Below are 13346 nucleotides of genomic sequence, written 5' to 3'. Positions count from 1 at the left end.
ATAAAAAATGTAAGACTTTTTTATTTAATTTGGAATAATGGCATCCGTCACGTGGATTTTCGGAGAATTATCTTCGTGCATCACTGGGGAAGTACTGGTACGATTATCGTATTCTTCTCCAATAGTAATTAAATGAGCTATATTTTTTTGATAATTTTTAGCAAAAACCATACTGTATAAAATATCTAATAGATAAGAAATCGAAGTACTTGTTGCATAACTACCAATTTTTGAATAAAGTTTTTCCCGAGTAGCCAAACGCAAATGACAATCAGCAAATTTTGACAAGGTGTTCTCACCAATTCCAGTAAGAGCAATAGTGGTTGCTCCTTGTTGTTTTACAATTGGTAGGACTCGTTTGAGTATTTCGTTTTCACCCGTATAAGAAATCATTAAGACGCAGGTATTTTCATCTGTGCTATATGCTTCATAAACATGCTCTCCAATAATTTCTGCTGCGCTCGTTTGTTTTTTTATTCGCCGCATTTTTAAAGCAAAATCCTGTGAAATTAGCAGGTTAGCGTTCGAAGTAAAAATTTTAATCTGTTTTGATTGATATAACAATTCTGTTGCTTTTTGTAGTTCTTTATGTTCAAGCAAAGAAAGGGTGTCAGAGATGGTTGCTTGTTCTAAAGAAGCAATCTTTTGAGCAATTGTTAATATACTGTCGTTTTCTTCAAACGGCAGATTGGCATCTGTTTGTACAAAGTGGTTGTGTAAATAATTCTGCTCTTTTAAAAAGGCTGCTTTAAAGTCATTCCATCCATGAAAGCCTAACTTTTTTGCCACCCGAATTAGCGTAGAAGGGTGGACATAAGTTTTTTGGGCAATATCTTTTACCGTGCTGTTTTCAATTTTCGTGTAGTCTTTCAAAATATAATCCACTACATTTTTTTCTGCTGGAGAAAAAGCGCTTGTTTCCAATTTTTCTGTTAACAACATAATGTTTACCTCATTTACGTGTATTCAACTTATATTGTAAACGTTATTTACGTAAATTGTCGAATTTTTTTATTTATCTGTAAACAAAAATTGAAAATTGGGGATATCCTTGCGAAAAGTATTTCTGTTATAGATAATAATTTTGTAAATGAATGTAGAAAGAAGGTGAAATATGAGTAAAAAGCTTTACCTGATGCGACACGGAGAAACCTTGTTTAATCAACTAAAAAGAGTGCAAGGTGCTTGCGATTCGCCTTTAACTGATTTAGGTAAAGAACAAGCTAAACAAGCAAGAGATTATTTTATAAAAGAACAAGTTCAATTGGATGCTGCTTATTCTTCCACGCAGGAACGAGCTTGTGACACGATGGAAATTATTTGTCCCGATAAGCCTTATATACGTAAAAAAGGTTTAAAAGAATGGAACTTTGGACTTTATGAAGGCGCCCCAGAATACCTAAATCCACCTCATAAAGCAGGGGAGGAAAGCTACGGAGCATATTTCTTGGATTACGGCGGAGAATCTGTTGACCAAGTTGAGCAGCGGATGACTGACACCCTTACACAAATTATGCATGATTTAAAAGGAGAGAATGCGCTGGCTATTAGCAGTGGAGGGGCTCTTTATTCCTTTTACTTAAAATGGCGGCAGAAAAGAGATCAACGCCCTTCCTTTTCAAATTGTTGTATTTTGATCTATGAATATCAAGACGGAAAATTTTATTTACAAACAAGCATTGACCCGGGAAAGTAGATGGAAAGGATAAATGAATTCAAAAATTATATTTTTAGATGTGGATGGCACCTTAGTGGACTATCATAATCATCTCCCAGAAAGTGCGGTACAAGCCATTCATAAAGCACAAGAAAATGGTCACCAAGTATATACTGTCACGGGTCGTGCGAAAGCAGAAATGTATGCCTATATTTTAGCTATCGGTTTTGATGGTTATATAGGTGGAAATGGAAGTTGTATTGAATCTAAAGGTCAAGTTGTAAAAGAAAAAACATTGAGCGCTGAGGACACCCAACAAATTGTCGACTGGCTAAAAAATCGTGGGTTAGAGTTTTATTTAGAAAGTAATAATGGTTTATTTGCTAGTGAAAATTTCGCCAGTCGCGGTGTAAAAACGGTGCAGGAATATACTGCTTATAAAGACAAACCAAGTGCTCAGTATGCAACGCCTGCCACTGTTTTTCCTGACATGATTTATGGCGAATCTTTATACCGCGGAGACGTCAATAAAATTAGTTTTATTTTAGATAGTTATGACGACTATTTAGCAGCGCAAGAAAAATTTCCATCTTTAAAAGTGGGAACTTGGGGCGGTGCTGGTGAAAAAGCTTTATTTGGTGATATTGCTTTAAAAGATATTGATAAAGCGGTAGCTATTGATGAGTTATTAGATTTCTTAGCAAAAAATGTCGAAGATACATTTGCTTTTGGTGACGCTAAGGTGGATATCCCGATGTTGGATCACTGTCAAATCGGCGTAGCGATGGGAAATGGTGGCAAGGAAATTAAAGAAATGGCGGATTATATTACTGCATCTGTTGAAGATGATGGTTTATATAAAGCTTTTGAACATTTTCAAATCATTTAAATAAAAAGAAAGTAGGAATTAAAATGGGATTTAGAAAAGATTTTTTATGGGGCGGCGCAACTGCTGCGAACCAATGCGAAGGTGGATATAATGAAGGGGGACGTGGTTTAGCTAACGTTGATGTTGTACCTAATGGTCCTGATCGAGCAGAAATTATTGCCGGACATAAGAAAATGTTTGATTTTGACAATGAACATCACTTTCCTGCAAAAGTAGGAATTGATATGTATCATCGTTATAAAGAAGATATTGCTTTATTTGGTGAAATGGGCTTTAAAACGTATCGTTTATCGATTGCTTGGACACGGATTTTTCCTAATGGGGATGAAACAGAGCCCAATGAAGAAGGTTTGCAATTTTACGAAGATTTATTCAATGAATGTCACAAATACGGCATTGAACCTCTTGTAACGATTACACACTTTGACTGTCCCATGCATTTAATTAAAGAATATGGTGGCTGGCGTAACCGTAAAATGGTTACTTTTTATGAACGCCTTTGCCGGACGATTTTTAATCGTTACAAAGGTCTAGTAAAATATTGGCTAACCTTTAACGAAATTAACATGATTTTACATGCCCCATTTATGGGCGCAGGGCTTTACTTTGAAGAAGGCGAAAATGAAGAACAAGTAAAATATCAATCGGCTCACCATGAATTAGTCTCCAGTGCGATTGCAACCAAGATTGCACACGAAGTAGACCCTAATAACCAAGTAGGGTGTATGCTGGCTTCTGGTTCTTATTATCCTTATAATTGCCGACCAGAAGATGTTTTTGAATCGCGTAAAAAAGACCGCGAAAGTTACTTCTTTATCGATGTCCAATCACGGGGGGAATATCCTGCTTACTTCTTGAAAGATCTAGAACGCCAAGGCATTGAGATTCAAATGGAAGATGGCGACAAAGAAATTCTAAAAGAGAACACGGTAGACTTTATTTCCTTTTCTTATTATTCTTCTCGTGTAGCTACAAGTGATCCTGAGCTATTGAAACAAACCCAAGGAAATATTTTTGCTTCAGTAGAAAATCCTTACTTAGAATCAAGTGAGTGGGGCTGGCAAATTGATCCACTTGGCTTGCGTATCACGATGAATGATATTTATGATCGTTACCAGAAACCATTATTTATTGTCGAAAATGGTTTAGGTGCGATTGACCATCCAGATGAAAATGGTTATGTGGAAGATGATTATCGCATTGATTATTTAGCCAAACATATCCAAGCGATGAAAGACGCAGTAGAAATCGATGGTGTTGATTTGCTAGGCTACACTAGTTGGGGTTGTATTGATTTAGTTTCCGCTGGTAGTGGCGAAATGAAAAAACGTTACGGATTTATCTATGTTGACTTAGATAATGAAGGAAATGGGACGTTAGCTCGCTCCAAGAAAAAATCGTTTGATTGGTACAAAAAAGTGATTGCTTCAAATGGTGAAGATCTATCTAACAATTAATAGTTTTAGCTAAAAAGAATATTAAAGCACTCTCTTATAGCACTTTTAAAAAAGTTGTCTGTAGGAGAGTGCTTTTGTGAAAAATACTTTTTTACTTCAAATTGTCTGAATAATTGTGAATTGTGGTATAATTAAACTGACAAAATAAGTGAAGAGGTGGTTTTATTATGTCCTGGAAGGAAATTTATCAACAATGGGCAAATGATGATGCGCTGGACCCTCGTTTAAAAGACCAACTAGCTAATTTAAAGGAAGCTGAGCTGGAAGACGCATTTTATGCGCCGCTTGAATTTGGTACTGCAGGTATGCGCGGCATTTTAGGTCCAGGAATTAATCGCATGAATATTTATACTGTACGACAAGCCACAGAAGGCTTGGCTCGCTTTATGATCAAGCAAGGTTTAGATGTTGCTAGAAGAGGTGTCGCGATTGCTTACGACTCTAGACATTTCTCGCAAGAGTTTGCTATGGAAGCTGCTAAAACATTAGCTTATAATAATATCCCTAGCTATGTTTTTGAAAGCTTACGACCCACGCCAGAATTATCTTTTGCCGTTCGTTATCTAGAAACATTTACGGGGATTATGATTACAGCTTCGCATAATCCACCGGAATATAACGGTTATAAGGTATATGGTGAAGATGGTGGACAAATGCCACCTGCGGATGCTGACCTTGTAACGTCCTTGATTCGTGAAGTTGATAATCCTTTAACGATTCCTGTGATGTCAGAACAGGCTGCTAAAGAAGAAGGACTTATCACCATGATTGGTGAAGAGATAGATCAAGCTTATTTAGCAGAGTTAAGCAAGGTAACGATTGATCAAGATGTGATTGACCAAATGGGTGATCAGTTAAAATTAGTATATACACCGCTGCATGGTACCGGAAAGATGCTAGGCGAAAAAGCTTTGCAACAAGCAGGCTTTAAAGAATTCATTCTAGAACCTGAGCAAGCAGTAGCAGATCCAGATTTTTCAACTGTAAAATCGCCTAATCCAGAAGAAGCATCCGCCTTTGAATATTCAATACGCTTAGGAAAAAAAGAAGATGCCGATTTATTAATTGCAACAGATCCAGATGCAGATCGTCTAGGCGCTGCTGTTCGTATGCCAAGCGGTGAATATAAGGTGCTTAGCGGAAATCAAATTGGAGCATTATTTATTCGTTATATTTTAGAAGCACGCAAAAAGACAAATACTTTGCCAGAAGACGCAGTGATTTTAAAATCTATTGTTTCTAGTGAATTAGCTACAACCATTGCCCAAAGTTATGATGTGCCTGTAGTGAATGTTTTGACCGGCTTTAAATTTATTGCTGAAAAAATCAAAGAATTCGAAGTAGACCACAGCCATACCTTTATCTTTGGTTTTGAAGAAAGTTATGGATTTTTGGTTCAACCGTTTGTACGTGATAAAGATGCCATTCAAGCCCTTGTTTTATTAGCAGAAGTGGCGGCTGCTTATAAAAAACAAGGTAAGACGTTATACGATGCGTTACAAGAGATTTTTGCTGAGTACGGACATTTTGCAGAAAAAACCATTTCGTTAACAATGTCTGGTCAAGAAGGAACGGCTAAAATTGCTGAATTAATGAAATCTTTTAGAGAAAAAACACCTACTGAATTTGCAGGAATTAAGGTGGAACAAACAGAGGACTTTAAACAGTTAATTCGAAAAAATGCAGCAGGAGAGACCCAAAAGATTACCATGCCGCCATCTGATGTTTTGAAATATACATTGGAAGATGACAGCTGGCTTGCGATTCGACCTTCAGGGACAGAGCCTAAAATTAAATTTTATATCGGTGTAAAAGCTGGTTCTGACGAACGTGCGCAACAAAAAATCGAGTTGCTACAAGCTGCCATTAATGAAGTCACTGGAAATTAGTTGTATAATGGAAATGTTTTATGCTAGTTTTAGCAAATAAAAAGTATTAGGACAAGAATCCGTCGATTTTTGTCCTAGTTTTTTCACTTGAGTAAATTTATGAGGAGGACGCTATGGATAGACCCACAATTAAAGACATTGAACATGTCAGTCAAATTTTTAAGGTGTTGAGTGATATGACACGTTTAAAAATCATGTTGGCGGTAAAAGAAGGCGAAAAGAATGTGACAAATATCGCCAATGAAGTGGAAATGGAACAATCAGCTGTTTCTCATCAATTAAAATTATTGCGTGATAATCGTGTAGTAAAGACTAGAAGACAAGGCAAAGCAATACTATATAGTGTTGATGATGCCCATATTCTAGATATTTTAGAACAAACTTTCAAACACGTTTCTCACCGTTAAAAAAGGACTTTCAGCTAGAAAGTTCTTTTTTTCTAAGCAAAATTTTGTTATGCTTAGACAAGCAAATTAGAATTTTATGAAAATGTTTTTAATCTAAAATCATTTTGCATTTTTATTAAGGACAAAAGTATAGGTAACAAATGGTCTGTTCATTTTTTTAGGACAAAAGATTACCCAATAAATATCCTTCCTAAGAAAAAACGCAAAGATTTCAGATGTAAAAATATCGTTAAAGGAGTAGGTATGGAAAAACAAGTAAAGATCGCTGTTTTAGGCTTAGGTGTGGTGGCAAGTGGTCTTGTCGAAAATTTAAATGCTGCCAAAGAAAAAATCAAACAGCAGACAAATTTAACTTTTTCGATTGCAAAAGTATTGGTACGTTCTCGAGAAAATAAAGAAGAGCAAGCTAAAAAGCATCAGTTAACTCTGACCACTGATGTAAACGAGATTCTCGATGACCCAACTATTGATATTGTTGTGGAGTTAATCGGAGGAACAGATGCTGCTAAAAAGTGGATTATTAAAGCTCTAAAACAGAAAAAACATGTGGTTACAGCGAATAAAGATTTAATTGCACAGTTTGGTAACGAATTAACATCAATTGCTAAGCAAAGCAATGTTTCATTATTTTATGAAGCCAGCGTAGCAGGTGGCATTCCGATATTACATACTTTAAATAACAGCTTTATTGCCGATGAAATTACGGGAATTAAAGGAATTTTAAATGGAACGACGAATTTTATGCTGACTCAGATGGCTGAATTAGGTCTTTCTTACGATAAAGCTTTACAAACTGCACAAGCGGCTGGTTTTGCTGAAGCTAACCCTACAAACGATGTAGATGGTTGGGATGCTGCTTATAAATTAATGATTTTAGTTCGACTCGCTTTTGCTAAGGATTTAGCACTAAAAGATATAAAAATTGTTGGGATACAAAGCATTACACAAAAAGATAATGACTACGCACAAAAATTAGGCTACCAAATTAAGCTACTTGCACAAGTAAAGAAAATAGAGGAGCATCTGTATGCTGAAGTAGCTCCTGTTTTGCTTTCCAATACGCATCCGCTAGCAGTTGTCAAAAACGAGATGAATGGCATACTTATTGAAAGCAAAGCGATGGGTACTTCTATGTTTTATGGACCTGGTGCTGGAGCGTCACCCACTGCTCAAAGTGTGTTGGCTGACATCTTAGCGATTGCTCAGAATATGACAAATAAACAACCCGTTCCACAAATGAGTGTTTCTAATTTACCTAACTGTGAAATACACGAAGAAGTTGTGTCAGATTACTATTTCTTACTTTCTGATTGTACGGTTGATTTGGCAAACTTTTTGGAAAAACAAGAGGTGAAAACTTTATCTTTGTCTCAGACAGATTTGATCGAAGCTGCTTTTGTCGCTAAGCAATTGACAATCAAACAAAAAGACTGGTTAATCGAACAATTACAGCAAGTAAGTCACATTAAACAAATATTAAGTGTTGTGGAGGAATAGAAAATGAAAATTCGCGTCCCAGCTACTAGTGCTAATTTAGGACCAGGTTTTGACTCTTGTGGGATTGCACTATCTAGCTATTTAACGGTCGAGGTAATCGGCGAAGATACAAAGTGGACGATTGACCACGAATTAGGAGACGAAATCGCTCATGATGAGCAAAATCTATTAGTGCAAACAGCGAAAAAGGTTTCTCCCACATTGCGCCCTTATCATTTAAAAATGACAAGCACGATTCCAATTGCTCGCGGTCTGGGCAGTAGTTCTTCAGTGATAGTGGCAGGAATTGAGTTAGCCAGTCGTTTGGAGAATTTAAATTTGACCGAGCGTCAAAAAATTGAAATAGCTACCGCTATTGAAGGACACCCTGATAATTGTACGCCAGCTATTTGCGGAGACTTTGTGGTAGGGAGTTATTATTTTAATCAAAAAAAACCCACTGTTCACTATGTAAAGCATTACTTTCCTGAATGTCGCGTGATTGCTTATATTCCTAACGCACAAGTATTAACAAAAGAAAGTCGCAATGTGTTACCTGAAACACTTTCTTTTGCTGAAGCAGTAAAAGCTAGTTCGATTGCCAATGTGATGATTGCGGCGATTTTGAATGGGGATTTGGTACTAGCAGGGCAAATGATGGAACAAGACCGTTGGCATGAAGCTTATCGTGAAAAATTTGTCCCCCATCTAGCGACCATTCGCCAAATTGTAAAACGTAATAACGGCTATGCTGCGTTTCTTAGTGGGGCAGGTCCAACAGTTTTAATTTTGACCAACGAAGAAAAGGCGGACCTGATTACTTTTGAATTAGAACAGATGGCAGGTTCAGCGCAAATCGAGCAGTTATCGTTAGATCGAGAAGGTGTGCAGGTCTTTTAAAAAAGGTTGTATCAACAATAAAAATACTCGGATGATAGAAAATACGATTTGCTCATTGACGCAAATGTTCTATCATCCGGGTATTTTTTATGTTTGAAAAGACTAATATCACAATATTTTTAAGTTTCGTCAATTTCTTCTTCTGAACCATAATAACTATGATCTTCTAAATCTAGTTCATTTAAAATGACAGAAGCTGTTTCTTCAATGGATAATGAAGCAACATTAATTGTAATGCAGCCCAGCTTTTCATAAAGATCTTTAGCAAAAGCAAGTTCTTCTTTGATTTTATCGATATCTGAATAAGCTGAATCAGGGCTAAGGCCATAAGCAATCATCCGCTCTTTTCGAATAGTATTCAGAACTTCAGGATCGTTTGTTAAGCCTACGATTTTGTTTGGATCGACTTCCCAAATTTGTTTAGGAATATGAGCTTGTGGAACAATGGGTAAATTGGCCACTTTCAAATTTTTATTAGCTAAAAATAAACTTAAAGGTGTTTTAGAGGTACGCGATACCCCTAATAAAATGACGTCGGCTTCTAAAAAACCGCGAGGATCTTTGCCATCGTCGTATTTAACCGCAAACTCCATGGATTTGATCCGCCGAAAGTAATTTTTGTCTAAATGATGCATGGCTCCTGGCTCATTAAGAGGTTGTATTCCGGTTCGTTTGGTTACTTCAGCGACAGGAGGTGTCAAAACATCAAACTGATATAGCTGATTTTCTTGGCAAAATTGGTGAGCAATCTCAACTAGATGCTTATTAATTAAAGTATGCAAAATAATGGCATCATGTTTTTTGGCATCTTTTAATGCCTTAAGTAAAGATTCATCTGTTGTAATAAATGTACGTCTAAATAAAACAAATTCAACCGTAGAGTATTGTGCCATGGTAGCTTGTGCTAATTTTGATGCTGTCTCTCCAGCAGAATCAGAAATGACAAATATTGTCACATTGGGTCTGTTGTTGTCTTCTTGCATGTTGTTATCCCTCACTTGCAATTTGATTAGGATTATTATAACATATATTCAAAAGTGAAATCGAAATGATTTTGGTTTGGAGGGGAAACATTATGGAAAACCAAACAGCGATTCAAGAAGCCGTACAACAAATGAAAGATTACGGATTTAAATATACCAAAAAAAGAGAGACTATTATTTCGTATCTAGCAAAGACTGATCGATATGTGGCAGCCAAGGAATTACATGATTTCTTAACAAAAAAATACGCTGGGATTAGTTATGATACAATTTACCGCAATTTACGTGATTTTGTGAATATTGGAATTTTAGAAGATACTGAATTAGAAGGGGAGATGAAGTTTCGCTTTAACTGTTCATTACAAGGAGCGGATCATCATCACCATCACTTTATTTGTTCCGTTTGCGGGAAAACAAAAGAACTGACCACTTGTCCGATGGAATTTTTCCAAGATCAATTACCTGGATGTACCATTGAAGACCATCGCTTTGAAATATATGGTCGTTGCAAAGAGTGTCAAAGTGCTGTCTAAAAATAAAAAGCTTCAAGCAAAGGTTTGAGTAAGCAAGCCGTTTGCTTGAAGTTTTTTCATTTGTCTTCAAAATAATTATTTTCTTTTAAGAATTGCTCAGCCACTATAGAAGGTTCGATCAAATTATTATCTGCTTTATAATTGAGTTCTTGCATCGTCTGGGTATCCACTGTATCTACAAGTTTATCTAACACTTTTTTACAATCGGGATGTTGGCTTAAAAAATCCTGATTTACAATCATGGTTGCATCATAAGGCGGGAAAAATTGCCGGTCGTCTTCTAGTACGACTAAATGGTTACTAGCGACTCTTCCATCTGTAGAATAACCAAGTACTACATCAACATTTCCTGAGGCTACTGCATCATAAACGAGTCCAATTTGCATAGGTAGCATGGTGTCAAAGTCAAAACCATATTCTTTAATAAATCCTTGATAGCCATCCCCTTTTCGTGTGAGCCAAGGACGATCTGTGCCAACTGTCAATTGGTCGGAAATTTTCTCTAAGTCGCTAACTTTTTTTAAGTGATATTTATCTGCTGTATCTTGACGTACCATAAAAGCAAAAGTATTATCAAAGCCGTATGAAGGAAAACGTATTTGATTGAAGCGTGATTCGAGTTCTCTTTTTGATACTTCAAACGCTTTTTTTGGATCTTTAATTGCCTTCATCTGTAAAATAGTTGTGATATCGGTGCCGGTGTATCTAGCCGCAGAAATATCAACGTCGTTATTATTTAAAGCTTGTTGGTCAATTTGTGCAGTACCTAAATTATTTATTATACTTGTCTCATAATCTGTATAGTGCTGAAGCATACCTTCTACTAAACCTGCTAGAATTTGAGACTCAGTGGTAATACCTCCTGAGATAGAGATGACGTTATCGTCTTTATTAGAAGGCAGACCCGGCAAAGAACAACCAACCAAAAACATACAAAAACATAACAACAAAAAAATGAGTTTTGCTTTTTTCATAAGAATAAACTCCTTTGTCAAAGTCGTTTAGTAAGTCTTTTTTAAGTATGGCTGAAAAGTAAAAAAATTACAACTGAAGTGAATGGTCCCAAAAAAATAATGAAAATTGCAATTGTTATAAAAAACAGCCAGGCCTTTTGCGAAAACAGCTTGACACATTTTCTTGAGTTAGCTATAATTTTTAGTGGACAGTGTTGTTATGAAAAATGATTGTTTTTTATAACAAAAACGGTTACTATTTGAGCTCGGAGGGAGGGAATTATATGTCAAAAACAGTCGTTCATAAAAACGAATCTCTTGATGATGCTCTTCGTCGCTTCAAACGTTCCGTTTCAAAGGCAGGTACATTGCAAGAATCACGTAAACGTGAATTTTACGAAAAACCAAGCGTGAAACGTAAGAAAAAATCTGAAGCAGCTAGAAAACGCAAGAAATTTTAATTTCATCTGTAAAGAAGTGGAGCTGGTAGTGTGACACTGCTTACGAAGTTAAACGATGATATGAAAGCTGCTATGAAAAATAGGGACAAAGAGTCTTTACAAGTCATTCGCATGCTCAAAGCATCGTTGCAAAACGAAAAAATTAACCTTGGTCGTGACTTGACTGAAGAAGAAGAGTTAACGATTATCTCTCGCGAGATGAAACAACGTCGTGATTCTTTAGCCGAATTTGAGGAAGTAGGTCGCAAGGATTTAGCTGAAAAGACAAAAGGCGAAATTGCGATTGTTGAAAAATATTTACCGGCTCAATTGTCCGAAGAAGATCTTCGCGAAATTGTCAAAAACGCCGTTGAACAAACAGGCGCTAGCTCTTCCAAAGATTTTGGAAAAGTGATGGGCGTAGTTATGCCTCAAGTAAAAGGCAAAGCTGACGGTAAACAAGTGAATGCGATCGTCAAAGAGTTATTAAATCAAAATTAAAAGTAAAAGCTGTTGTGAAACTTCAAAAAAGTTCTCACAACAGCTTTATTTTTCTGCTATAAATAAAAGCAATTTTTCTTTTGAGTTTTCTATGGTATGATATGATAGAATCGTTGCGGTTAGATCAATACCGCCAATCAAAATAAATAATTAACGGACGAAAAACAGCGAAAAAAAGCTTAAAAAAACTTTTTTGAGTGAGCTGTGGTAAAAGGAGCGAGTTTTTTGACGGAAGATTTTACATCTTTTGAATTACAAGTAACACAACCGCAGGATATGGATTTGCTTTTAGGAACACACGATAAACATGTTAAATTGATAGAAGATGCGACCCAAACCACTATCCGCGCTCGAGGAGAAATGATCCAAATACAAGGCAGCCAAGCAAATGTGGACTTGGTTGTTGCGGTATTTCAATCGTTACAAGAATTGATTAAGCGCGGGATTCAGATAGCAACGCCTGATGTGGTTTCTGCTTTGAACCTAGCCCATCAAGGCGCGCTATCTTCTTTTATTGAAATGTATGAAAAAGAAATTATTAAAGATCATAATGGTAAACCCATCCGTGCTAAAAATTTAGGACAAAAACGTTATATTGAGGCTATAAATAAACATGATGTCACTTTTGGTATTGGACCAGCAGGAACGGGGAAAACATTTTTGGCCGTTGTTTTGGCTATCGCTGCGTTAAAAAAAGGAGCAGTTAAACGAATTATATTGACTAGACCTGCAGTAGAAGCCGGAGAAAGTTTAGGTTTTTTGCCGGGAGATTTAAAAGAAAAAGTCGATCCTTATTTGCGTCCAGTATATGATGCGCTTTATCAAATTTTTGGCATCGAACATACCAATCGTTTAATGGAGCGTGGAGTTGTGGAAATTGCTCCATTGGCTTATATGCGGGGACGCACGTTAGACGATGCTTTTGTGATTTTGGATGAAGCACAAAATACGACGATCGCTCAAATGAAAATGTTTTTGACTCGTTTAGGGTTTCAATCAAAAATGATTGTTAATGGAGACATTAGCCAAATTGATTTGCCTAAAGGAGCAGTTAGTGGTCTAGTAGATGCTCAAAAGACATTGAATGAGATAAAAAACATCGCTTTTGTCAAATTTGACGCTAGTGATGTAGTAAGACATCCTGTTGTAGCACAAATTATTGAAGCATATGACCAGAAAAAATAAAGGGCTTCTTTTAAAAATGGCCTAAAGCCTCAGTTTGTTTAACCATGTTTTAAACAACAGAGGAGGGAGGAAAAGA

Annotated in this window: 14 protein-coding genes; 11 read left to right on the top strand and 3 right to left on the bottom strand. The window is 36.4% G+C overall.

Going from position 1 to position 13346, the window contains the following annotated elements:
• Window positions 1-24 precede the first annotated feature (24 nt).
• On the bottom strand, window positions 25-942 hold the full coding sequence (locus tag TS1_RS07575) for a MurR/RpiR family transcriptional regulator (RefSeq protein WP_068709432.1): 918 nt from the start codon (window positions 940-942) through the stop codon (window positions 25-27).
• A 172-nt stretch (window positions 943-1114) separates the two neighbouring features.
• Here TS1_RS07575 and TS1_RS07570 point away from each other — a divergent pair, with 172 nt between their 5' ends.
• The 7 genes from TS1_RS07570 (at window position 1115) to thrB (ending at window position 8675) form a co-directional block, all read left to right on the top strand.
• A complete protein-coding gene (locus TS1_RS07570) occupies window positions 1115-1696 on the top strand; it encodes a histidine phosphatase family protein (RefSeq protein ID WP_068709430.1) in 582 nt (193 codons plus the stop codon).
• A gap of 13 nt (window positions 1697-1709) precedes the next feature.
• A complete protein-coding gene (locus TS1_RS07565; RefSeq protein WP_068709428.1) occupies window positions 1710-2546 on the top strand; it encodes a Cof-type HAD-IIB family hydrolase in 837 nt (278 codons plus the stop codon).
• Between the two features lie 23 nt (window positions 2547-2569).
• Window positions 2570-4003: a 6-phospho-beta-glucosidase gene (locus TS1_RS07560; protein ID WP_068709426.1), complete on the top strand. Its 1434-nt coding sequence runs from the start codon at window positions 2570-2572 to the stop codon at window positions 4001-4003.
• A 167-nt stretch (window positions 4004-4170) separates the two neighbouring features.
• Window positions 4171-5892: a phospho-sugar mutase gene (locus TS1_RS07555; RefSeq protein WP_068709424.1), complete on the top strand. Its 1722-nt coding sequence runs from the start codon at window positions 4171-4173 to the stop codon at window positions 5890-5892.
• Window positions 5893-6005: 113 nt separating this feature from the next.
• Window positions 6006-6299 carry an ArsR/SmtB family transcription factor gene (locus TS1_RS07550; RefSeq protein ID WP_068709422.1) on the top strand — a complete coding sequence of 98 codons (294 nt, stop codon included), beginning with the start codon at window positions 6006-6008 and terminating at the stop codon, window positions 6297-6299.
• 243 nt (window positions 6300-6542) lie between these two features.
• Window positions 6543-7796 carry a homoserine dehydrogenase gene (locus TS1_RS07545; RefSeq protein ID WP_068709420.1) on the top strand — a complete coding sequence of 418 codons (1254 nt, stop codon included), beginning with the start codon at window positions 6543-6545 and terminating at the stop codon, window positions 7794-7796.
• Window positions 7797-7799: 3 nt separating this feature from the next.
• The gene (gene thrB / locus TS1_RS07540; protein WP_068709418.1) at window positions 7800-8675 is read left to right on the top strand and encodes a homoserine kinase; all 876 of its coding nucleotides are present in this window, start codon (window positions 7800-7802) and stop codon (window positions 8673-8675) included.
• Window positions 8676-8794: 119 nt separating this feature from the next.
• Here the strand turns inward: thrB and TS1_RS07535 are convergent, their stop codons facing one another.
• Entirely contained in the window at window positions 8795-9658 is an 864-nt protein-coding gene (locus TS1_RS07535) for a pyruvate, water dikinase regulatory protein (protein ID WP_068709416.1), read from the bottom strand.
• A gap of 92 nt (window positions 9659-9750) precedes the next feature.
• Here TS1_RS07535 and TS1_RS07530 point away from each other — a divergent pair, with 92 nt between their 5' ends.
• A complete protein-coding gene (locus TS1_RS07530) occupies window positions 9751-10191 on the top strand; it encodes a Fur family transcriptional regulator (RefSeq protein WP_068709415.1) in 441 nt (146 codons plus the stop codon).
• Window positions 10192-10247: 56 nt separating this feature from the next.
• Here the strand turns inward: TS1_RS07530 and TS1_RS07525 are convergent, their stop codons facing one another.
• Entirely contained in the window at window positions 10248-11165 is a 918-nt protein-coding gene (locus TS1_RS07525) for an osmoprotectant ABC transporter substrate-binding protein (protein ID WP_068709413.1), read from the bottom strand.
• Between the two features lie 263 nt (window positions 11166-11428).
• Between TS1_RS07525 and rpsU the strand changes: the two genes are divergently transcribed.
• The 3 genes from rpsU to TS1_RS07510 all read left to right on the top strand — a co-directional run bounded on the left by rpsU (window position 11429) and on the right by TS1_RS07510 (window position 13270).
• Window positions 11429-11605, top strand: coding sequence for a 30S ribosomal protein S21 (rpsU, locus tag TS1_RS07520; RefSeq protein ID WP_068709411.1), 177 nt, complete (start codon window positions 11429-11431; stop codon window positions 11603-11605).
• 30 nt (window positions 11606-11635) lie between these two features.
• Entirely contained in the window at window positions 11636-12085 is a 450-nt protein-coding gene (locus TS1_RS07515; protein WP_068709408.1) for a GatB/YqeY domain-containing protein, read from the top strand.
• Window positions 12086-12361: 276 nt separating this feature from the next.
• Window positions 12362-13270, top strand: coding sequence for a PhoH family protein (locus TS1_RS07510; protein WP_407701892.1), 909 nt, complete (start codon window positions 12362-12364; stop codon window positions 13268-13270).
• Window positions 13271-13346: the final 76 nt, after the last annotated feature.

The organism is Tetragenococcus solitarius NBRC 100494 (assembly GCF_001544195.1).
Classification (GTDB): Bacteria; Bacillota; Bacilli; order Lactobacillales; family Enterococcaceae; genus Tetragenococcus; species Tetragenococcus solitarius.
This window is presented reverse-complemented; position numbering and strand designations above follow the sequence as displayed.